Source organism: Bacillus sp. FSL P2-0099, from assembly GCF_038007445.1.
Lineage (GTDB): Bacteria > Bacillota > Bacilli > Bacillales > Bacillaceae_G > Bacillus_A > Bacillus_A mycoides.
The window spans coordinates 2,960,369-2,982,306 of sequence record NZ_JBBOXE010000001.1 but is presented as its reverse complement, the minus strand read 5'-3'; the positions used below and the strand labels follow the sequence as shown (position 1 = coordinate 2,982,306).

Below are 21,938 nucleotides of genomic sequence, written 5' to 3'. Positions count from 1 at the left end.
TAAGAAGTTTATAAATAATAAATTATTGCTGATAAGATAAATACAAATAATACATAGTTAAATATTTTCGCTGTGCCATTCATTATTTTCACTATATTACTTAATAATCCAATTGTACAAAGACTGAATATCACCATTGTGGATCCTATAAAGTCAATTGAATAACATTGATATATAGATGTTATATTTTAAACAATTTATATAAAATTACAATAATTTAATGTGAATTATTTTCGTATCAAAGGGTACACCGTTTGAAGTGGCGTGATTTCTATGAAAAACAATGTGTCAAAAAGTTGGAGATAACATTTTGAAGTAGGGGTACCTCCACATGCCCATCAACCTAGCAGAAGAGCTTGTCCCAAAAATGATAAAAACGAACTTTGTTTCTACAAAAGACATAAAACAATAAACACGTACTTCATATTTACTTTTGTTGTGGACGATAAAAAGCATCTACCAATTGATTATACTCGCTTCTTGAAATTTCTTTATTATATAGTTTAATTAATAACTCTTTATGCGCCTTCGAAAACGCTATTTTATCAATAAATTTTGGATACATACGATCATTTTCTCCCTGTCTGATAAATTATTCTGTTGAATTCCGTCTATTTCCCCTGAATATTTTAAAAAATAAACCAACAATGTTTTATGAAATATTACATATCGAAATGATTGGACATTTTATAAGCGCTTACTATTACGAAAATGACAACAACCCTTCATTTCTCCTATGAAGAGGGTGAAGCAAAAACATTAAACTATTATATTTAAAGTTTAATCTACATGAATCGACATGGAAAGACTTTTTTAGACGAAATTATACATAATTTTATGTAATTGTACATATCCAAATAAAGTAAAAATGTATTTAAAGTATCATTGGTCTTAATATCTCATGGCACTGGTGGTTCACCATTAGTTTATCGAACGATTGCTCGTCACTTGGCTCGTAACGGATTTGTTGTGGAAATGCTTGAGCATCCATTCAATAATCGAAACGACAATACAGTGGAAGGTACAGTCGATAATCTAACTATTAGGCCAAAACATATTTCTATGGCGATTGATTGGTTCTTTAATAGTGAAGATTTTACAAAGGTTTTAAAACCTGATTCTGTTTCAGTCATCGGACATTCTATGGGAGGATACACAGCATTAGCAGCATCAGGAGGAATATCAACCTCTTTCCCTTATGAGTCTTTTGATGAGAAATCTCATCTTATCAATGTTACACCTGATTACAGAATAAAATCTTTAGTTCTTTTAGCGCCAGCTTCAGTTTGGTTTAAAACAAAAGGGGCTTTGGAAGGCATAAACATCCCTATTTTGATGCTTGTTGGGGAGAAAGATCGATTTACACCTTATTTTCATGCGGAAATTATATTGAACGGGATAACTGACAGTACTAAAATTCAACATAAAATAGTTGAGAACGCAGGACATTTTTCGTTTCTTAGCCCGTTTCCAAAAGAAATGACGAATGCGTCTTTTCTTCCGTCGCAAGATCCACCTGGTTTTAATCGAGAATATTTCCATCATGAACTAAATGAAGAGATTACAGAATTCTTATTAAAGAATATACAATAATAAGAGACGTTTGATAAAGATTAGGACTATGTATCTGAAAAAACAATTGATCTATTCACAAAGCATTCTCGTTAAACAAATGGAACCATAAATTTTCTCATTTTACTTTCCTGATCCTACATGAACATGTAGAAACTGACCACTTGGTAAAGCATACTCTAGTTGAAATTTTACACTAGCATTTTGGCTACTCCGATCCAATCCTGATATGTAGAAGCAAATTCATAAAATCTTAAAATATTTTATAATACAGTGTAAAGATATGGTGAAAATAGATTGTTTACAAAGTTGGAATTTTGCTTGAAGAACAAAATTGCTGCTGAAGTAAATAGTGGTATAAATCCTTTTAAACTATACACAATAAAAATACTGAAAAGTCTTTTCGAGGGGAGTCAATGTTGTGTTTTCTATATTTAAATTTTTAAAACAAGGACGTTATTCTATAAATGATTCGGAGAACAGAAATTCAAATGTTCAGAAAGAAACTATGGGAAATCATAATATCAGCTGTGACTTATTCCAAAACACAAATGATCTTCAAAAGCTTTTTCAACAAGCTCCTGATTTGGTAATTCGTCAATTTCAACTAGTAAATAAATCAGAAGCCGCTTTGATATACTTATCTGGATTAACAGATAAACAATCTATTCATAATAATATACTGCCCCCTTTGATGCATAACCCATTTGATGTTAGTAATGGTCTACCTGTCACAATAGGAGAAATTCAAACAATCAATACTTGGAATCAAGTCGAAAATGCTATTTTTCAAGGGGATAGTATTTTATTAATTCACGGTCAAAACACAGGGTATCAACTAAATACAAAAGGATGGCCACAAAGAGATATAACAGAACCTAGAAATGAAATATCTCTAAAAGGGACGCATCAAGGGTTTGTAGAAACATCTAGTCAGAATATAGCTTTAATACGAAGATATATTCCTAATAGAGAGTTAGTATTAAAAGAGGTTTTAATTGGAAGTAGAGGGAAGACCAAAGTATCTATTTTATATTTAAGAGATGTAGCTTCTCAAGATGTACTTAAGGAATTGGAAACTAGATTTCAAAATATTAAGGTGGACTCGATTATTAATACTGGCGAAATAATTGAATTTATTGAAGATAATCCATATTCACCCTTTCCGCAGTTTATCTTGACCGAAAGACCAGATTCAACTGTATCACACATCCTTCAGGGGAGATTCGCCATTGTTGTGGATCGAAGTCCAAATGTTTTGATTGCCCCCATAAATTTCATTTCCTTCTTTCAATGGGTAGATGACTACAACACACGTTGGTTAGTATCTTCCTCTGTTCGATTACTACGTTTTATAAGTTTTTTTATAGCCTTATTGTTACCTGCAACATATGTAGCGTTTATTTCATTTAATTATGAAGTTATTCCTGTACAGCTCTATTTATCAATTGCAGAATCGAGAGAACGCGTTCCGTTTCTTCCGGTGATAGAAGCTTTACTTATGGAGATTACCTTAGAAATGATGAGAGAGGCTGCCCTTCGTTTACCCACTCCCATTAGCCAGACCGTAGGGATTGTTGGAGGTATTGTGATTGGACAAGCTGCTGTTCAAGCAGGGATTGTGAGTAATATCATGATTATTATTGTTGCTATTACAACTATAGCTTCTTCTATTGTTCCTAATTTTGAAATGGGTTTGGCAATAAGATTACTGCGTTTTCCTATGATGTTATTAGCTGCTTTATTTGGAATTGTAGGAATTATTATCGGCTGGATGACTATAATTGCACATCTTATAAGTTTAGAGTCTTTAGGTACTCCTTATGGTAGTCCTTTGTCACCTTTTCGAATATCAGGTATGAAGGACACGTTCGTTCGCTTTCCTTTGTGGTCAATGAAGAGAAAATCTAAAAATATTACGAAGAATCACAAAGAAACCAATCCTGATAAAGGGTGAAAATATGAAAAAATATGCATATAATGACATCACTGTCATGCAATACATCTTTATTATTAATGCCTCACAAGTAGGAACTGGAATTCTGTCCCTTCCAAGGGTACTTGCAGAAAAAGCTGGAACAGATAGCTGGATAGCACTATTTATTGGTTGGTTTTGCGCTATGACTGCCAGTATTTTGCTAATTCAAACAGCCAAACACTATCCAAATGATACCTTATATGAAATTCTTATTCGATTGTTTGGGAAAATCATTGGTACCATGGTAATTATTCTTTATATGATATATTTTGCTTTTTACGCATGGACAGTTCTAATTAATGGCATGCTTTATATTAAGGGCTGGCTTCTTCCAAAAACACCCGACTATATTATTTTGTTTCTATTCTCTATTCCAACCTTTTTGGTTGCACGCAATGGTGTTCGGATAATAGGTCGATACTGCGAATTATGCTTTTATATGACAATGTGGATTCCATTTTTTTTCTTCATACCATTAAAAGATAGCAATTGGTTACACTTTCTTCCAGTATTAAAGGAGGGTTGGAAACCTGTCTTTTCGGCTGTTCCGTCTACTATCTTTTCCTTTATAGGATTTGAAATTGCATTTTTTCTTTATCCTTTTTTGCAAAAAAAGCAATATGCAACGCAAGGAATTATTATAGCAAATACCTTAACATTTATATTTTATCTATTTACTATCCTTATCTGCTTTTCGTACTTCAGTCCAGATGCAATTTTAGAGTTTAATCAACCTGTACTAAACTTGCTTAAAGTTATTGAATTTCGTTTTTTAGAACGGTTTGATATGATTTTATTGGCTATTTATCTAATTGTCGTCTCTACTGCATGGATTCCTTGTGCATACGGTGCTGTATTTTGTTCTAGTCAACTAATTGGAAAACAAGATCATACTCTTCATGTAGCTATTTTATTATTGGCAGTAATTATAGTAACGTTTTGGATCCATCCCTCATGGAATGAATCTGAACTATTTCAAAAGCTTACATCGAAAGCTGGACTTGTATTAGCTTTCTTATTCCCTGTATTTTTATGGATATATAACTTAATCCACAAAAAATACTTTCGGAGGGAAGCACATTGAAGCAGAAAATATTATGCAGTGTTTTAATTCCGCTAATATTGCTCACTGGGTGTTTAGACCAAATGAATGTAGAAGATGTTACACTCACGCTTATACTGGGTTTAGATTTGGACGAAAATGATAATTTGAAAGTATACTTATCCAGTCCTGTTTTCAATAAAGAAGCCAAGATTAAAGAGGAACAATATGGTGTGAAATCTGTTACAGTGCGAAACTCTCGTGAAAAATTCGACACCATGGCTATGGCTTTGACATCGGGAAGCAAGACACAACTTATTTTGATTGGTAAGCGACTTTTAAAACAAAAGAAGTGGGCGGATTATTTAGATCCTTTTTATCGAGATCCCAAAAATACGGTTACTACAAGAATTGTTGCTGTGGATGGACCTGTTTCAGACATAATTTATTATGCTCCCAAAAATAAACCACGTCTTCCTATATATTTGGCAAAATTAATTGAGACTGCACATAGAAGAAATATTACTGTAAAAACTACTCTTCAAGATTTTCATAACCAAACAAAAGAAAAAGGAATGACGGCGAGTGTTAGCGCACTTAAAAAGAATAACAATATAAAGTTGATAGGTTCAGCATTACTTGATGAACAGAATAGATATAAGCTAACTATTACACCAAAAGAAAATTTATTATTAAGTATCTTACAGAATCACATACAGGGAGAATTTCCATTTACTATTGCCGTACCGCTACAATCTGAAAGCAAAGAAAAACATTGGTTAAGCTTTAATACTCAAAGTACCAAAGTAAAAACAAACGTACAATACAAAAATCATTTTATGTTTAATATAAATGTACATATGAGAATTTCAATTTCAGAACGACTGTTTCCTTTTAATGTTAGGAATGATGGAGAAAGATTAGAAAGAAGCATTGAAAAACAGTTAAAAAGTGATTTAGAACGTTTAATAAAGAAAATACAAAAAGCAGAAATTGATCCTATAGGATTGGGGTTGTATGCACGAGCTTATACATATAAAGATTGGAAAAGAGTCCAAAAGAAATGGGGAAAAGCATTATCGAAGGCTGATGTTAAAGTTAATGTACATGTTAAAATTGGTGGAATGGGTACAATCAAGTAACAAGAACTCAGAGTAATAATTTTTTTTAGAAACTTCCTGGGTAGCATCACATCTCCATCAGCTTAAAGGTTCATAGCGCCCTTAGAACGTACTTTTTTGTTAGTCTGTAACAAAAAAGTACATTTTTTTCTTTTTTGGGGTGTTTACTTTTCTTAAGTTGATGCGCATGGGTCACCATACCATTTCGGGGAAATTGTACGTTTAGACACAATTTGGACGCAAATTAACCGATTCCCTGTACGTTAAGGAATCGGTATTTATAATACAGGTTAAAATAAGCAGCACTGTAGACTAATTGCTATGGTGTTTTAGCAGATGAAATAACCCATACTTTATATAGCTAAGGTTCATTATTTACGTCTATTTCTGTATGAACTTTAAAATGAGGGACCTCAGCCAATAGAACATAGGCAATCTTATAATCAGGTGTTACATAACCATCATAAACACGTCCATATATTTCATTCCCGATTGAGTCCGTCCATACTTCAGCTTCTCTCAATGTCTCAAATATAATGTTTTCACTATTCCATTTGATATTCATCTGAACAGCTCTATTTCTTAAATGTTTTCGATATAATATTATCGGTTTTGAGTATCTTATATTGAGAGGTACTCTATAAAGTTCTAAAATAAATTTGTAATAGATTGAAAAATTATGATCCGGGTTATCTTTTTGAGGGAGTGTATTTTTGTGAACTTGATGGAAGAAGTACATAAAACCAATACCTTCCAAACATACTAATAAAATATTTTGGAGGTGAGTTTTATGGATAAAAAAGACTTTCAAAAAGTTTATAATGAATACTTACATCAAGGAGAAGAGCAAGCTCAATTGGAAGTAGTCCAGGACCAGGAAGTCGATTCGGGAGCAGAACAAATTGTTGCCGTTCGTAAAAATGATGATGGGGATTTAATTGCTTTTAAGACAAGTAGCGGGAGAGAGTTAGATTATATTACTGCTCTTAGTGAAGCGAAATCAGGGAAGTTAGTTCATGTGGACGTATTTCATAAGTATGGTAGAGATATTATACGTAGTGAACCTGATGGAATAAAGGAAAATAACTTAGATAATTTACCTTCATTTTAAACAGGTAAACCTCAAGAAGAGAATGTTCATTTGGATATTCTCTTCTTTGTTTTGCGAAGTTTTCCTTGCAAATAGACGGTTCATTTTTAAAGTGCGACTATACTTTTAAAGAGCACTCTAAACTTCTCTTTATCTTCTGCTGTAAATGGTTTCGGTCCCTTTGTACGTTTACCGCTTTTTCGAACCATTGCACTTAAATACCGTGTTTGTAACAATTGTTCAATGTTTTCATTCGTATACTTATAGCCTTTATGGTGTAGAACGATACAGCCTTTTGCTAAAGCTAGCGAAGCAAGACCATAATCTTGCGTTACGATTAAATCTTCTTTTTTGGCTAATTGCATTATTCGGTAATCCGCAGCATCTGCTCCGGAATCAACATAAATTGTTTCTACACCTTTTGGTTGTTCCGCATTAGAATAATGAGAAAAGCTAGTAACGAGGGTAACGGGAATTTCTGCATTCGTAGCCTCTAAAATAATTACATCTTTTACAGGACAAGCATCTGCATCAACGTAGATCTTCATTTTATCACTCCTATGAATAGGTTCGTGTTGATAATAATGGTAGATTTTGCTTTTGTCAAACGAGACTTCTTTACATAATGTTATTTCCCACAAACCAAAATAGCCTCACGCAAACGAGAAATACCTTTTTCAATTTGATCAATATTCACTTTCCCGTAAGATAAACGAATATAACCGTCTTTAGCACCGAAAATACTACCCGGCATAAAGGCAATTTCTTGTTTTAAGCTTTGCATAATGAGTTGTTTTTCATTTATCGGTTCGTTTAATTTTCCCCATATGTATATACCACCGGTCGGGTTTGAAAAAGAGATTTTATCGTGAAGTTGCTCGTTTAGGGCGCGAACGATAATGTCTCTTTTTTCTGCTAGTTGTTTTCGTAACGGTACGATATGCGACTGAAATGGTACAGTTTCGAAAAATTGTTGTATAAGCCACTGCGGGAATATACTCATTCCTAATTCCATTTGGTGACGCGCATCTGATAATCGCTCTATGACAGACTGCGGAGCGACAAGCCAGCCAACTCGTAACCCTGGTGCAATCATTTTAGATAAGGAATGTACATAAATGACTGTTCCATTTTCATCAATTGATTTCAAAGTAGGACAAGGTTGTTTCTTTTCTAGCGTAAGTAAACTGGATGGATCATCTTCAACGATTGCAATTCGTAGGTCTGCGCAAAGTGATAACAGTTTTTTTCTACGGTTTGGATGCAACATTGTGCCCGTAGGATTTTGGAAGTTTGGATTTAAAAAGATCATTTTTATACGATGCTTTCTATATAATTCTTGCACATCGTCTGGATTAATACCGTGTTCATCGACAGGTAACGGGAAAATACGAATACCTGCTGATTGGAATAGCGGTAATGAATAACAGTGTGATGGACTTTCGAAAGCGACCGCATCACCTGGGTTTAATAAACATTGTACGATAAGGTGAAGTGCTTGTTGGGCGCCGGATGTAATCATAATCGATTGTTCGGTCGCTTCAACTTTTAAATATTCCTTCATATATTTTACTACCGCTTGTCTTAGCGGGAGATACCCCTGGGGATGATCGTAACTTAATGACTGCGTTAACGGTTGTTCTCGCAAAATTGTTTGTAGTTGATCGTGAGGATAGAGATTACAACCGAGCTCTCCGTTTGCGAAATCTATAATGTTCTCATTTTGTTGTACTTCTGCCCGAATATGGCGAAGTAACGGTAAGTTTGGTAAGAAAGTACCACCTTCTACGAAATTTCTCCAATTCGGCGTTAATGTTGGAGAAACGCCCCACATATGTGTACTCACACGTGTACCTTTACCAGTCGTACTTTCTACAATTCCCATAGCACGTAGTTCATTATAAGCAGTCGTTACCGTACTTCGGTTTACATTTAACTGCGTAGCTAATTTCCGTTCTGAAGGGAGGAAGCTACCTGGGGGAAGTTCTCCGTATGTAATACGTTTTTCAATAAAGTCAACAACTTGCTGATAAATTGGGATTTTACTGTCGTTATCTAGCTTCCATTCCATACAAACGCCTCCGAAAATCTTATATACATTAAGTATAACAAATTGGCTGGGTAAAAAAACAGCCAATTGGACGGTGTTATATCCAGCCAATTTTACTATGCTAAATAGGGAAGGGGAGATTCGGATGAAACGATGGCAAATGGAATGGCTCCTAGTATCAGTAGCATTAGTATGGGGAGCAAATTATACAATTGGAAAGTATGGCGTGGCATATATGTCATCCATTCAATTTAATAGTTTACGATTTTTAGTAGCATCACCGGTATTATTACTTATTACATTTTTAATGGAACGCTCATTACGTATTGAAAGAAAAGATTGGTTACGATTACTAGCAGTCGGTATCGTTGGAACGACAATGTATCAAACGATGTTTATGCTATCTGTGAAATATACTTCAGCAACGAACGCCTCATTATTAATTGCGATGTCACCTATATTTACAGGGATATTAGCAGTATTGCACAAACAAGAACGTTTTTCGATGAAAGTACAAATTGGTTCAATAGTAGCGTTTATTGGTGCAGCATTCGTTTTATTAACAGGGCATACGGGAGGAGCTACATACGAGTATGCGTGGCTCGGAAATGTAATTGGATTAGTCGCAGCAATTGCGTGGGGATGGTATCCCATTTTAGCGCAACCACTTATCACAAAATACTCCGCAATGAGAGTCACATCATGGTCTACTTTAATTGGAATTGTACCTCTCGTTATATACTGTTTATTCAACGTAAATACATTAACGTGGCCAGTAGATACGCCAAGCTGGGGATCACTAGCATATTCAATCGTCTTTGCGACAATCTTCGGACTTGCAATGTGGTATGTCGGTATTAGTAAAATCGGTTCAACGAAAGTAATGGTTTATATGTATCTCGTACCATTGTTCGCAGTTATCTTTGCAGCTGTAACAATTGGAGAGCAAATCAATATGATGCAACTTGTTGGCGGTCTTATTATCTTTATCGGTTTATATGTTGTAAAAAAAGGCGGAATCAAAAAGACAGCTCTCAATTTGAAAAAAGTAAGCTAACAGTAAAAAGGATCTCTTTCACATAGAAGGAGATCCTTTTTTATTTAGTAGTAAAAGTGCTTGTTCAACAGCCCATTTTGATGATCATGAATTAAATGTTCTATAGCAAGCGATGGAGACATCCATTGTAAAATATGGTCTTATTCATGAACTTCAACTGCATGAATCTTCTTTTTCGGCATAAAAATATCGTGCTGCATTACCGATAGAACGATCAATTTCAATCGCCCAACCTAATTCCTCTAGTAATTCACGATGTAAACATGCTTCTTTCGTTTCCGTACTTTCCATACCGTCACCAGGTAAAAAGTAATGTTCTCCTTTTTCGATGATAGCTATTTTTGAGCAAGTATTGTTAAAAATAACCGCATAGCAACTAGGCCGTAATACATACTGGACGGTAGGGTTTTTAGAGATAAATGTCGGTTTCGAAATCATAAAACACGACCTTTCTCTATAAAATACATAAAAGGGATATTAAGGTAAATCCAGAATTATGTAAGTATAATCTTATATGAGTGGAGTGATATCAACATGATAAATCGAAAGTGTTCACGATGTAAAGAAATAACAGGTACATTGCATGGTGGTAAAAAAATTAAAGAAGAATTTCTATGTGAAGACTGTTTGCAAAAAGGAATTGCGAGTGGGGAAATCGAATTATCACAAGTGGAGCAAGAACAAACCTCGTATCTTTCTATAAAAATATTAAAAATAATGAGTGTTATTTATTTAATAGTATCTATTATAACTGCTTTTTTTGCTGGAGCACTTATACAGGATCCAGGGCTTGGTGGAATATCATTTTCAATAACAGGTGCAGTTGGTGTTATGGTAATTGGATCGATATTCCAGTCTGTTCTTGTATTTTCAGGTATTTGGGTATTCATTCTGTTAGTCGAAACGGTTATTAAAATATATGAAAAAATGAAGTGAGTGAGAGGGAGAAATACATGCGAGTAAGAAATATTCAAGGGGAAGATTATGTAAAGATTCATTCTGTATTAAATGATTGGTGGGGCGGAAGAGATATGGCTAGTATGTTGCCGAAGTTGTTTTTCGTCCATTTTCAAGAAACGAGTTTTATCATTGAAGAAGATGGCGAAACGTTAGGTTTTCTATGTGGTTTCTTTTCACAAACGCATAAAGATGAAGCGTACGTTCATTTTATCGGTGTAAATCCGAAGTTTAGACGAAAAGGAATCGCATCGACGTTATATTCTTATTTCTTCGATAGCGCTCGTGCAAATAACCGTAAAGTTGTAAAAGCAATTACGTCACCAGTTAATAAAAAGTCAATTGAATTTCATCAAGAAATCGGATTTCGAATTGAAGCTGGGGATGATGAGATAGATGGTGTATCCGTACATACAAATTATGATGGGAACGGCGGGAGTAGAGTTTTATTTTTAAAAAATGTGTAAAGTAGGCTGACGTAAAGTTAGTCTTTTTGTTGTGAGGAGGGATAAATGTGGAGAGTTCTCAAAGTAGAAACGAGTATTTACGACGTGTTTATAAAGTGCAAGACTATATAGAATCACATATAAATGATTCACTTTCAATTGAAGATTTAGCTAATGTGGCAGGCTTCTCAAAATTTCATTTTCATAGAATTTTTAAAGGGATGATGGATGAGCCGTTATCTCGGTATGTGAATCGTTTGAAATTAGAGAGGGCAACACACCTTCTTACTTATCGTACAGATATGACGATTACAGACATTGCGTATTACTTCGGGTTCACAGATTCAGCAGTTTTCTCCCGGACATTTAAAAGTTATTACGGAGTAAGTCCGTCTCACTATAGAAATCACAATAGCAAGAATTGCAAAGACGTAAGTGAAACTTCTCAATACAATGAATGTAAGAAGGTTCGAGGAAATGTTGAAATTGTAACAGCGGACAACGTAAACGTCGCATACATAAGACATGTAGGTACATATAAAGAGTTAGCTATAGCTTTTTCAAAAATGATAGAAAAACTATTTCGTTACGCCACAGAGCAAAACTATCATGTATTCGAGGATACGAAAGTATTAACAATTTACCACGATCATCATGAGTTTACAGAAGACTATCAGTTAAGAACAAGTCTATGTATAACAATTCCGAATGAGTCCGCAGTAGAAACGAGCGACATTGGAATAATGGTAATACCTTCAGGCAAGTATGCGGTAGGTCATTTTGAAATATTCCAAGATGAATATAAAGGAGCATGGAATTTCTTATACGGTGAATGGCTGCCAAATAGCGGATATAAGCCGAGAGATTCGTACCCTTTTGAAGTATATAGAAATGATCCAAGGCAGCATCCCGAACATAAACATATAGTTGATATATATGTACCTATCGAACTTTTTTAATCATATATTAAGGGGGAAGAATGATGAAGACTGCTGAACAGTTAGATTGGATTATAAAAGAAAACTATAAAAATATAAATGGTGTATTAGTTGTACAAAAAGGTAATGTTACTTTTGAAAATTATTATAATGGTTACGGTCCAGATGATGCATGTCATGTAGCATCAGTAACAAAAACGATAATCTCCGCGTTAATTTGGGTATGTGTAAATAAAGGGTATATAAAAAGCGTTGATCAAAAAGTAATAGAATTTTTCCCAGAATATAATTGTAATTCATCTGAAATAACAGTACGACACCTTCTTACGATGACAGCGCCACATCCTTTCGTAGATTGGCAGGAACCGTTAGAAGAATTATGCACACAAAAGGATTGGGTGCAGTATACGTTAAATAGGGTAGGGAAAGGCGGAGAAATTGGATTTTTTAAATATTCATCTGCAGGAGCTCATTTATTATCAGCAATTATTACGAGCGCAACAGGAAAAAGTGCGCGTGAATTTGCGAATGAATACTTATTTCAGCCGCTTGGCATGAGAGAAATTCCAAACTACAATATGAAATCTTTTGAATTCGATGACTTATTCGGAAAAGATGTGAAAGGATGGGTTCACGATCCAAATGGTATTTCGACGGGCGGCTGGGGACTAACGTTAACAGTTAAAGATATGGCTAAGTTTGGACAGATGTATTTGAATGAAGGTATTCATAATGGAAAGGAAATTCTTTCAAAATCGTGGGTACAAGAATCAATAGCGATGAATTCAAATCAATACGGTTACTTATGGTGGTTACGAGAAGAAGAAGGTGTCTATTCATACTGTGCAATGGGCGATGGTGGGAATATGATTTGTTGTATTCCGGAGAAGGAATTGGTGGTGGTGATTGCATCTGAGATTATACCGGAAGCACAGGATAGATGGAGATTAATCAAAGAGTGTATATTTCCTTATTTAAAAGTTTTACAAAAGTTACAATAGGAGAAATAGTTATACTTGCTATGTTCTACATAATTGAAATAAGTGCTGTGAGAACGGAGTCGTTCAATTAAAATTAGAAAACTTCAACACCTATACGATTATTGAATAATTGAAAGGTGTTGAAGTACTTAATGAGCTAATTAAGGTACATTAAACTGAAACACTTTTTTTAATTGTTAACTATTTTTTAACTTTTCGATGTATAAGATACATAATGCAGAGCGCAATTGCTAAAAAGATAAATTTAATTAACGCCATTAGGCTGGCATCCCACTTGTTTTGCAATCCATCTGTTAAAAAAAATACATTAAACATACCATGTAAAATTGCGGGTGGTAGTACAGAACGACCGTACTCTCTCGTGTACGTCAAAATTATAGATAATATAAATAATAACGATAGATAACTTAATATTCCTACAAACCATAACTCATAGTTTTTATAAAAGAGTGCTACTGGTAAATGCCATAAAGACCAAAGTGAAGCTGTAATTATTGCGGTTTGTATTAATGAATATTTTTTTCGTAAATAGTAATGAAGATTCCCGCGCCAAATAATTTCCTCTAAAAATGCAGACAAAGCTGCAATTGTAAGACCAATGAGTAGGAGAAATCCCAATTCATTGCAGTGATTAAATAAGAACTTTATATTATAAATATAAAAATAGAAATGGAGAAATAGACCTAGAAGTAGTGGGAATAAAATGGAGAAAATTAGTGATTTTAATGTTGGACGTGAAATGCTAAATGTATGGAAAATTTCTTGTTTCTTATATGCTTTTTGATATAAAATAACGGCTAACAACGGAACAACCATCGTGAAACCCAAATAACTACGACCATTTTCTATGTTTAGCAAAAAGATATAAAAGAACGATGTGAGAGAATAAATGTAAAATGTTGAATGATAAACTATGTTTTTATTAATATTTATCACCTACCTAAGTACGTATAATTTGTTAATCAAATATTGGATATTTTAATTATATATGAAATGGAAATAGACAGAATGAATATTTTCATATTGTTGATTCTAGTAATAGAGAAGGGGATTAAATTATATCCCTTTTTTTGCTAGTATAGTAAGAGATAGAAAGAGATTTCACTAGATGGATAAAAGACGTTGTTTGAAAGGTGAGGGTATGATGACAAAGTCTAATGTTGTAGAAATCATTTCAGCTTTAGTAGCTATTATCGGTGTGTATGTACTAATAAATGCACCAGAAATGGGGAGTAAGGCAACAAGTGAATCTGTTGCAGAGCAGGGCGGTCATATGGATACAAGTACGTATTTAGCTTTATTACAAGGATACGGAAATTCTTATACAATTCTAGGCGCGACTTGTTTATTTATGGGGTTGCTCAGTTTAATTTCGATCATTTCAATTCAAGTATATAAAAGTAAATAGAGGTTGAAAAAACAATGCTCCTGCCAAATTGACAGGAGCATTGCTCGTATAAATAAGTATTTTCGTAGATGTGTACTTATCACTATGACTTAGTTGAAATATTTTTCAACCCCTCTTTATCGTCTTCATTACTGTCGAATTCGATAAAAAGTTATGTCACAAGTTGCAAATTTAGATGACGTTATATTAACTATAGAAAAAAATGAAAAATACCCGTAACTTTTTACAAGGGAAAATCGTTAAACAAAAGAAAAGGTTTTTAATCATGCGCTTGATTGAATGGGGGAAAAAGAATGAAGATTCTAATACTGGGCGGTACACGTTTTTTAGGAAGGGCTTTCGTAGAAGAGGCTTTGAATAGAGGGCATGAAGTTACATTATTCAACCGTGGAACAAATAAAGAAATTTTTCCTGAAGTAGAGCAGTTAATCGGTGACAGAAATGATGATGTTTCAAGTTTAGTAAATCGAAAATGGGATATGGTCATAGATACATGTGGATTTTCTCCTCATCACATTAGGAATGTAGGAGAAGTACTTAAAGATAATATAAAGCACTATACATTCATCTCAAGCCTTTCCGTATATAAAGATTGGATCCCGCATCACATAAAAGAAGATTATAAATTACTACCTGAACCACCAAGTGATAAGGTAAAAGCTGTAGAGAATGGTGAAATATCTCCTTATGAGTATTACGGTGCGCTTAAAGTATTATGTGAAAAAGAAGCAGAGAAGTATTGGCCGGGGCGTGTTTTACATGTAAGAGCAGGACTTCTTTCAGGAATGTTTGATTATACAGATCGGCTTCCATACTGGATTGGGCGTTTAGCAAAGGGAGGAGAAGTGTTAGTGCCTGGAAGAAAAGACCATCCAGTACAGTTCGTTGATATAAAAGATGTCGCAAGCTTTGGGCTAAACATGGCAGAAAATAATAAAGCGGGTACATTTAATGTAACGGGTCCGAATTATGAATTGACGATGGAAGAACTATTAAATACGTGTAAAAAGGTAACGAATAGTGATGCTGAATTCGTTTGGGTAGATGAATCGTTTATGCATGAGAATAAAGTACAGCCATGGACGGAAATGCCATTGTGGCTTCCAGAAACTTTTTCATTAGAAGGTGAAACAGATCCGTGGAAAGGTGGATTTTCTATTAATATAGAGAGCGCAGTTAAAGAGGGTCTTACTTTTAGAAGGTTAGAAGACACAGTTACAGACGTGTATGAGTGGATGAGAGAAACGAAAGATAGGGAATTAAAGGCAGGTATTTCAATTGAAAGAGAAAAGGTGCTGTTAGATAAGTGGTATGAAATAAAGAGAGCTTAAATAGGAATCTTATGAAAAAAGGACTCTGTCTATTGGTTAAACAGAGTCCTAATATTAGTCTACCACTCAATCGGTTCTTCCCCGTACATTTCCCATAGCTTAGGAAACATCTTTTTCAAACCTTCTTCGTCATCTTCATCCCAGTCTAACTCGATATCAACTTCCTCAAATTCTTCATTTGATAAGACATGGTATAGTGTAAAGTATGTATCATCTTCATCCCCAGTCTTCTCCAAATATACTTCTTGTCCGAAATATAGCGTAAGTTCTTCTATTTCTGGAACATCAAACTCGCTCAAATTTTCTAATACAGGAATTAACCGTTCTGGATCTTCAATACACGCTTCGTATGTTTCTTTTCCTTGATATAATAACCACCCGCGGAAGTAATCAAAACTATCATCCGAACAACCGCCCATAATTATATAAGCAGCCGCCCATAAGTGAGACGTATAGGAAGCTTTTAAAATATGGTGCATATGTGTGTCAAAAGCTACAATTTCATGTACTGTACGTTTGGCGATATGAGAAGTGAGCCATTCTATTTGTTCTTCTTGGTTTTCGCCTTTCGATTTTGCACGAGCGAGTAGTTCCCAAAATTCTTCTTCTGTTATCGTTTTTTCTTTTATGTAATCTTCCCCTAGAATAGGGTCGGTATATCCTTTTTTTCGTTTGGAAGCGATTAGTTTGTTAGCTTCTTTTATGCATTCTTCTTCTGTTTCAAACTCTTTCGCTTTCACACTACCAGCTGTGCCAATTTTTCCGTAAAACACAACGTAGTCTCTATCTTTCACAACGATTTTCCAAAACTTATTTGATTTCTCAGTTTGCTGGATTAATAACGTTTCCATTCGTACCCCCATATTGCTTTTCTAGTATGCATTGTGATTGTAACATATGTATAAATACCTGTAATGACAAAAAGGTAAGTGTAGTTTTCGGAAAGTTCGAAAATCATTGAATGAAATAGAAAAATTTAGTAATCTTATTTGTACAGCACATACATAATAGTTTTGTAATGATACATTGGAGGGGTTTGTTGTGGATCTTACGTTTAAAGTAGAGGAAACATGTTTTAATTACCGAGTCGGAGCAATTTGTAAACAAGGTAGTAAAATACTTATCCTTCAAGATGAAGGTGAAGAGTATTGGTACGTACCAGGCGGAAGAGTGAAAATGCTAGAAAATAGTGAAGATGCATTAAAACGAGAGCTTGCAGAAGAACTAGGCGTACCTATTGAAGTGAAGAGATTAATATGGTCAGTAGAAAACTTCTTTACACTTTCTGAGCGAAAGTTTCATGAGATTAGTTTTTATTATGAAGTAGAATTGCATGAATTACCTGCAAATGGGGCGGATCAATATATTCTTGAAGAAGCAGGTAGAAAATATTTATTTAAGTGGGTGCCGGTAGAAGAGTTACATGCATATAACTTACAGCCAGCGTTTATAAAAGATAAAGTAAAGGATGTATCAGTTCATACAGAACATATCGTTTTACAAAAGTAAGCGTGCTTGGAGGGGAAAACGGTGAAGGGGACTAAAAAGGAAATACATATAGACGACAAAGTCATTCGTTACACACATATCGAAAAAGGTTCTAATACAATTTGTTTTATGTTCTCAGGTTCAGGCTACAATTATGACAAGCCGTTATTTTATTATGCAACGATGCTTATGCTTGAAAATAAAATAGATGTAGTACATATTCATTATTCCTACGATGGACAATTAATGGAAAAACCAATGGAAGAAATAACGAAAGTAATGATGGATGATATTAATCCTGTCATTATTGAAGTGCTAAAAAGTGGGCAATATAGCAATTCGATGTTTTTAGGAAAATCACTCGGAACAATCCCGATTGCGAATGATTTAATGAAGAGAGAAGAATTTCTACGGTCAAAAATGATGTTGCTTACACCAGTACTAACTTTTGATTCTATTTTTGATTCGATCTTACATAGTCATCACGAAGGGCTTTTAGTAATTGGAGATAAAGATCATCAATATAATGCAAATCAAATAAATCAGTTACATAAAACGAATTTACAGATTGAAGTTGTCAAAAACGCTAACCATTCTGTAAATGTTGGAGAATTTGAAACCGAGAATTCGATCGAAGCGATAGCAAAAATAATAGAAAAACTTAAAGAAGTTGTTAGGAAAAACTAACCTATCAATACATGCAAAAAGAGGTGCGAATGGCACCTCTTTTTTATTTAATAAGCCTTCAAAACACGAAGAAAATAATCCCTCCGATTTAGCGGATTAAAGTCAACACGTTTTCGAGTAGGAAAGGGAGCCGTAAGTTTTGTGAAACCAGTTGGCTTTGTTATAAAGATACCTTCTCCTTCAGTAAATGAATGGAGCATTCGTTTAAAATCCTCTGTTTTTGCAACAGGTAATGATCCTGTTAAATGGTAAGAATCATTATGCAACGTAGGCTCTGCAAAAGTTGCTGGGATAGCAGCTAGTTTATACATTGCGGTACTAATTGCGTGCTCTGGTACAGTTAATTCAAATTCGTTTAATGGCTCATATACACATGTTTTGGCTTGTTTTAAAGCATCCATTAATACGAGCGGTGTTAAATTTCTAAAGTCACTCGCTGTTGTAACAGGACTGGCATAGCCGGTATGTGTTAATGTGACGATAATGTCCGTAACTTCCCATCCAAATAAACCTTGTTTTAACGTTTGAAATACTGTATCTTCAATCGCTTTATGAAATGCTAAAGGCAGTGATCCAAGTTCAACACCTAAGTTATACGTTATGCCAGAGTTAAGCGCGCCACGTTCAACTTTGAACCCAATTGTTGCGTAAAAAGGATTTTCTTTTTCACTCATTACTTCAACGCTATTCCCTAAGTCAATTGGTTTTTCAATACATACAACTCGCGTGTTTGAAAAGGTAACTTGTAGACGGTATTTTTCATAAAGTGTTGTTTCAATAACTTCTTTTTGCACTTCACCGAAAAGGCGAATATATAGTTCATTATGAACATTGTCTTTCCAAACCTTAATGAGAGGATCTTCTTCGCATAGCTCCATAAGTGCAGCGTATAAATCATGAATTCGTTCTTTAGGCACTGCTTCAATAGCAGCTTCCATTTGTGGTTCGGCAAAGTGAATATCCTTTATATAATCCGTCCGCTTACCGATAATATCACCAATTTTAATATTCGTAAGTCCCCACACTTTGCAAAACTCTCCGCTTTGAACAGTAGAAGATTGAACGGCATCTCCATTATGAAACATGCACATTTTTTTAATCTTTTCCTTATGTGGTAGAGACTCTCCACGCTGTATATCAACATATTTTCTAACGTGTAAACAACCAGAAAATAGTCTTACGTAAGCAATCTTTTCGCCAGAAGATTCACGTTCAATTTTAAAAACAACACCGGATAATGTTTCATCTTGTGCCGATTTAGTAGCTGGAATTAAGGCTGAAATATTTTTAAGTAATTCAGTTACTCCGATACCTGTCATTGCTGAACCAAAAAAGATAGGAAACACATTTGCTTGCTGTATTTGCTTTTCAAGTTCTTTTCTTAATAGTGCATCCGGTATTATTTCGTTATTTACATATGACTCAAGCAATGATTCGTTAAATGGTGCTAATCGTTCAATACAATCGTCATAGGATTTATATTCAATAATCCGAGCGTCCTTTGTACCTTCGTTTTCTACAGAGTAGAAGGGGGATGCTTCATTTGAAAGAAGCTCTTTTATTTGTTTCACAACTTTTTCAGTATTTGCGCCACTACGGTCTATTTTATTAACAAATAATATAGTAGGTATGTTTAATTTCTGTAATGTCCGCATTAAAATCTTCGTTTGTGCTTGCACACCTTCAACGGCAGAGATAACTAAAATCGCACCGTCTAAAACGCGGAATGATCGCTCCACTTCAGCGATAAAATCAGCATGTCCAGGTGTATCAATAACATTTACTTTTAAATCATCAATAAAGAAAGAAACGACAGATGCTTTAATCGTAATTCCGCGTTGTCTTTCTAATTCCATTGAGTCAGTTTGCGTATTACCACTATCTACTCGGCCAATTTCTTTAATCACATTCGTCTCATAAAGAATTCGCTCAGTCAAACTCGTCTTGCCAGCGTCTACGTGCGCGACAATCCCTATATTTATTGTTGTCATATATAAATATCCTCATTTCATTTTCCATTTTCATTTCCTCATTTCTATTTGTGTATTGCCGCATTACAATCACTCTCCAGTCATTTGAATTATTACTATTATAATGTAATTTACATTTTTTGTAACATCATAAAACGTCTTATTTTGGAAAAATATTAATAGACGAATTTCAAAAAAATAAATAGTGAAAACAAAATGCTTGCATTATAAATCGATATAGATTATATTAATTGACATATCAACTATTGATACATCAAATATTTTTGTTTTGCATGTAAAGGAGGGGTAATTTGACAAGTTCATGCTCAAAAGAAGCAATAATTTTATATAAATTACACTTTCTAAATAAAGAAGTAAGTTCGAAGTTTGAAGGGTGTACGGGTATGAGTCAATCTAGACTAGAGCTTATACTTCAGTTATATGAAGTAGATGAAATTAGTCAAAAAGCACTTCAGCAAGAAGTGAATATTGATAATGCCGCGATTACGAGGCATTTAAAACAGCTGGAAGCAAACGGAATGATTACAAGACGTAAAAATCCAGATGATAACAGAATTACGTTAGTTTCTCTTACAGAAGAGGGGCGAAATAAAATTCAAGTGTATCAAGAGGAAAAAGAGCGTTTCGCTACTTCAGCATTTAAAGGATTAAGTGAAGAAGAACGCGACAATCTTTTAACGATGTTAGACCGCATTCAAGAAAATATAAAAGAACTTTAAAAAAGGGAGAATACAGCTATGACTAACTCAGTAAAAACAAATGATTTTAACGAAATTTTAACAGGACGTCGTTCAATTCGTAAGTACGATCCTTCAGTAAAAATTAGCAAAGAAGAAATGACAGAAATTCTTACAGAAGCAACACTTGCACCATCTTCAGTAAACATGCAACCATGGAGATTCCTTGTTATTGAAAGTGACGAAGCAAAAGCAACACTGGCTCCACTTGCAAAATTCAATCAATCTCAAGTAGAAACATCTTCAGCGATGATTGCTGTATTTGGTGACTTAAACAACTTTGATAACGCAGAAGAAATTTACGGTACAGCAGTAGAGCGCGGACTTATGCCAGCTGAAGTAAAAGAAGATCAAATGAAAAAACTTTCAGGTTACTTCTCAATGGTTACACCAGAAGTAATGAAAGATACTGTACTAATTGACGGTGGTCTTGTAGCGATGCAATTTATGTTAGCAGCACGTGCTCACGGCTATGATACTTGCCCAATTGGTGGATTTGAAAAAGACCAAATCGCAGAAGCTTTCGGATTAGACAAAGAGCGTCACGTACCAGTTATGTTAATTTCAATCGGAAAAGCTGCTGACAGTGGTTATCCATCAGTACGTCTTCCAATTGAAAAAGTTGCTGAGTGGAAGTAATTTTATAAAAAAACAGAAATAAGTGAGATATGAGAGGGGAAACACCATGATTATTATTCACGCAATATTTCAAGTAGATCCAGCAAAACAACAATCATTTTTAGAAGAAATTCAGCCACTACTTCATGGTTCAAGAGAAGAAAGTGGAAATGTATCTTACGATTTATATAAAGATACTGAAAAAGAAAGTGTTTATACGATGGTAGAAGTATGGAAAGATGAAGCAGCAGTTGCGAGTCATAATACGAGTGAACACTTCACATCTTTCGTTAGTAAAGCATCACAGTTTTTAACTGCTCCGCTTGATATAAAGGTTTATAGCGGTGAACTAGTAAAATAATATGGTTATAGAAGATGACTTTGGCGTATGCTGAGGTCATCTTTTTTATTTACTTATATTTAATT

General features: G+C 34.4%; 24 protein-coding genes and 2 pseudogenes. 17 read left to right on the top strand and 9 right to left on the bottom strand.

The window, feature by feature from the left end; genetic code table 11:
- Window positions 1–427: 427 nt before the first annotated feature.
- Window positions 428–565: a hypothetical protein gene (locus tag MKY90_RS15310; RefSeq protein ID WP_000283272.1), complete on the bottom strand. Its 138-nt coding sequence runs from the start codon at window positions 563–565 to the stop codon at window positions 428–430.
- Between the two features lie 320 nt (window positions 566–885).
- Between MKY90_RS15310 and MKY90_RS15305 the strand changes: the two genes are divergently transcribed.
- Window positions 886–1,593 carry an alpha/beta hydrolase family protein gene (locus MKY90_RS15305; protein ID WP_002185512.1) on the top strand — a complete coding sequence of 236 codons (708 nt, stop codon included), beginning with the start codon at window positions 886–888 and terminating at the stop codon, window positions 1,591–1,593.
- Window positions 1,594–1,698: 105 nt separating this feature from the next.
- Here MKY90_RS15305 and MKY90_RS30440 read toward each other — a convergent pair.
- Window positions 1,699–1,924, bottom strand: a pseudogene (locus MKY90_RS30440) (IS4 family transposase); the annotation flags it as partial.
- Between the two features lie 69 nt (window positions 1,925–1,993).
- On the opposite strand from MKY90_RS30440, the gene MKY90_RS15300 reads away from it, so the two are divergent.
- From MKY90_RS15300 to MKY90_RS15290, 3 genes are read left to right on the top strand one after another with little or no spacing between them, the layout of a single operon-like run.
- Window positions 1,994–3,529 carry a spore germination protein gene (locus MKY90_RS15300; protein ID WP_002120381.1) on the top strand — a complete coding sequence of 512 codons (1,536 nt, stop codon included), beginning with the start codon at window positions 1,994–1,996 and terminating at the stop codon, window positions 3,527–3,529.
- A gap of 4 nt (window positions 3,530–3,533) precedes the next feature.
- Entirely contained in the window at window positions 3,534–4,634 is a 1,101-nt protein-coding gene (locus tag MKY90_RS15295) for a GerAB/ArcD/ProY family transporter (RefSeq protein WP_341091753.1), read from the top strand.
- Window positions 4,631–5,734 carry a Ger(x)C family spore germination protein gene (locus MKY90_RS15290; protein ID WP_002168107.1) on the top strand — a complete coding sequence of 368 codons (1,104 nt, stop codon included), beginning with the start codon at window positions 4,631–4,633 and terminating at the stop codon, window positions 5,732–5,734. The genes MKY90_RS15295 and MKY90_RS15290 overlap by 4 nt, the downstream gene beginning before the upstream one ends.
- A gap of 340 nt (window positions 5,735–6,074) precedes the next feature.
- Here MKY90_RS15290 and MKY90_RS15285 read toward each other — a convergent pair whose 3' ends face one another.
- Window positions 6,075–6,272 carry a hypothetical protein gene (locus tag MKY90_RS15285; protein ID WP_033712249.1) on the bottom strand — a complete coding sequence of 66 codons (198 nt, stop codon included), beginning with the start codon at window positions 6,270–6,272 and terminating at the stop codon, window positions 6,075–6,077.
- Window positions 6,273–6,503: 231 nt separating this feature from the next.
- Here MKY90_RS15285 and MKY90_RS15280 point away from each other — a divergent pair, with 231 nt between their 5' ends.
- Window positions 6,504–6,824, top strand: coding sequence for a DUF3892 domain-containing protein (locus tag MKY90_RS15280; RefSeq protein WP_002120371.1), 321 nt, complete (start codon window positions 6,504–6,506; stop codon window positions 6,822–6,824).
- Window positions 6,825–6,910: 86 nt separating this feature from the next.
- On the opposite strand, the gene MKY90_RS15275 is transcribed toward MKY90_RS15280, so the two are convergent.
- Complete coding sequence (locus tag MKY90_RS15275; protein WP_002120370.1) at window positions 6,911–7,351, bottom strand: YaiI/YqxD family protein; 441 nt, start codon at window positions 7,349–7,351, stop codon at window positions 6,911–6,913.
- 80 nt (window positions 7,352–7,431) lie between these two features.
- Window positions 7,432–8,874 (bottom strand): MocR-like pyridoxine biosynthesis transcription factor PdxR, encoded by a 1,443-nt coding sequence (gene pdxR / locus MKY90_RS15270; protein ID WP_063225763.1) that lies wholly within the window; start codon window positions 8,872–8,874, stop codon window positions 7,432–7,434.
- A 124-nt stretch (window positions 8,875–8,998) separates the two neighbouring features.
- Between pdxR and MKY90_RS15265 the strand changes: the two genes are divergently transcribed.
- On the top strand, window positions 8,999–9,910 hold the full coding sequence (locus tag MKY90_RS15265) for a DMT family transporter (protein WP_002120365.1): 912 nt from the start codon (window positions 8,999–9,001) through the stop codon (window positions 9,908–9,910).
- Between the two features lie 18 nt (window positions 9,911–9,928).
- On the opposite strand, the pseudogene MKY90_RS15260 reads toward MKY90_RS15265, so the two are convergent.
- Window positions 9,929–10,348, bottom strand: a pseudogene (locus MKY90_RS15260) (NUDIX domain-containing protein).
- 96 nt (window positions 10,349–10,444) lie between these two features.
- On the opposite strand from MKY90_RS15260, the gene MKY90_RS15255 reads away from it, so the two are divergent.
- The 4 genes from MKY90_RS15255 to MKY90_RS15240 are packed head-to-tail and all read left to right on the top strand — an operon-like array spanning window position 10,445 to window position 13,252.
- A complete protein-coding gene (locus tag MKY90_RS15255; RefSeq protein WP_098168623.1) occupies window positions 10,445–10,846 on the top strand; it encodes a DUF3980 domain-containing protein in 402 nt (133 codons plus the stop codon).
- 17 nt (window positions 10,847–10,863) lie between these two features.
- Complete coding sequence (locus tag MKY90_RS15250) at window positions 10,864–11,334, top strand: GNAT family N-acetyltransferase (RefSeq protein WP_078184913.1); 471 nt, start codon at window positions 10,864–10,866, stop codon at window positions 11,332–11,334.
- Between the two features lie 47 nt (window positions 11,335–11,381).
- The gene (locus MKY90_RS15245; RefSeq protein ID WP_002120356.1) at window positions 11,382–12,272 is read left to right on the top strand and encodes an AraC family transcriptional regulator; all 891 of its coding nucleotides are present in this window, start codon (window positions 11,382–11,384) and stop codon (window positions 12,270–12,272) included.
- A gap of 23 nt (window positions 12,273–12,295) precedes the next feature.
- Window positions 12,296–13,252 (top strand): serine hydrolase domain-containing protein, encoded by a 957-nt coding sequence (locus MKY90_RS15240; protein ID WP_098168624.1) that lies wholly within the window; start codon window positions 12,296–12,298, stop codon window positions 13,250–13,252.
- A 180-nt stretch (window positions 13,253–13,432) separates the two neighbouring features.
- Here MKY90_RS15240 and MKY90_RS15235 read toward each other — a convergent pair whose 3' ends face one another.
- Window positions 13,433–14,188 carry a CPBP family intramembrane glutamic endopeptidase gene (locus tag MKY90_RS15235; protein WP_098168625.1) on the bottom strand — a complete coding sequence of 252 codons (756 nt, stop codon included), beginning with the start codon at window positions 14,186–14,188 and terminating at the stop codon, window positions 13,433–13,435.
- 172 nt (window positions 14,189–14,360) lie between these two features.
- On the opposite strand from MKY90_RS15235, the gene MKY90_RS15230 reads away from it, so the two are divergent.
- Both MKY90_RS15230 and MKY90_RS15225 read left to right on the top strand, forming a co-directional pair.
- Window positions 14,361–14,660 carry a hypothetical protein gene (locus MKY90_RS15230; protein WP_000361375.1) on the top strand — a complete coding sequence of 100 codons (300 nt, stop codon included), beginning with the start codon at window positions 14,361–14,363 and terminating at the stop codon, window positions 14,658–14,660.
- 293 nt (window positions 14,661–14,953) lie between these two features.
- Window positions 14,954–15,991, top strand: coding sequence for an SDR family oxidoreductase (locus MKY90_RS15225; protein ID WP_002013566.1), 1,038 nt, complete (start codon window positions 14,954–14,956; stop codon window positions 15,989–15,991).
- A 59-nt stretch (window positions 15,992–16,050) separates the two neighbouring features.
- Here MKY90_RS15225 and MKY90_RS15220 read toward each other — a convergent pair whose 3' ends face one another.
- Complete coding sequence (locus tag MKY90_RS15220; protein WP_098168626.1) at window positions 16,051–16,842, bottom strand: DUF4240 domain-containing protein; 792 nt, start codon at window positions 16,840–16,842, stop codon at window positions 16,051–16,053.
- Between the two features lie 190 nt (window positions 16,843–17,032).
- Here MKY90_RS15220 and MKY90_RS15215 point away from each other — a divergent pair, with 190 nt between their 5' ends.
- Window positions 17,033–17,500 (top strand): NUDIX hydrolase, encoded by a 468-nt coding sequence (locus MKY90_RS15215; RefSeq protein WP_002013562.1) that lies wholly within the window; start codon window positions 17,033–17,035, stop codon window positions 17,498–17,500.
- Between the two features lie 21 nt (window positions 17,501–17,521).
- On the top strand, window positions 17,522–18,166 hold the full coding sequence (locus MKY90_RS15210) for an alpha/beta hydrolase (RefSeq protein ID WP_098168627.1): 645 nt from the start codon (window positions 17,522–17,524) through the stop codon (window positions 18,164–18,166).
- A gap of 47 nt (window positions 18,167–18,213) precedes the next feature.
- Here MKY90_RS15210 and tet read toward each other — a convergent pair whose 3' ends face one another.
- On the bottom strand, window positions 18,214–20,157 hold the full coding sequence (tet, locus tag MKY90_RS15205) for a tetracycline resistance ribosomal protection protein (protein ID WP_088045037.1): 1,944 nt from the start codon (window positions 20,155–20,157) through the stop codon (window positions 18,214–18,216).
- Between the two features lie 290 nt (window positions 20,158–20,447).
- Here tet and MKY90_RS15200 point away from each other — a divergent pair, with 290 nt between their 5' ends.
- The 3 genes from MKY90_RS15200 to MKY90_RS15190 are packed head-to-tail and all read left to right on the top strand — an operon-like array spanning window position 20,448 to window position 21,873.
- Complete coding sequence (locus tag MKY90_RS15200) at window positions 20,448–20,876, top strand: MarR family winged helix-turn-helix transcriptional regulator (RefSeq protein WP_000204168.1); 429 nt, start codon at window positions 20,448–20,450, stop codon at window positions 20,874–20,876.
- Between the two features lie 18 nt (window positions 20,877–20,894).
- On the top strand, window positions 20,895–21,533 hold the full coding sequence (locus MKY90_RS15195; protein ID WP_000185377.1) for a nitroreductase family protein: 639 nt from the start codon (window positions 20,895–20,897) through the stop codon (window positions 21,531–21,533).
- A 46-nt stretch (window positions 21,534–21,579) separates the two neighbouring features.
- Window positions 21,580–21,873, top strand: a complete 294-nt coding sequence (locus MKY90_RS15190) for a putative quinol monooxygenase (RefSeq protein ID WP_000583822.1) — start codon at window positions 21,580–21,582, stop codon at window positions 21,871–21,873.
- The last annotated feature ends 65 nt before the right edge of the window (window positions 21,874–21,938 follow it).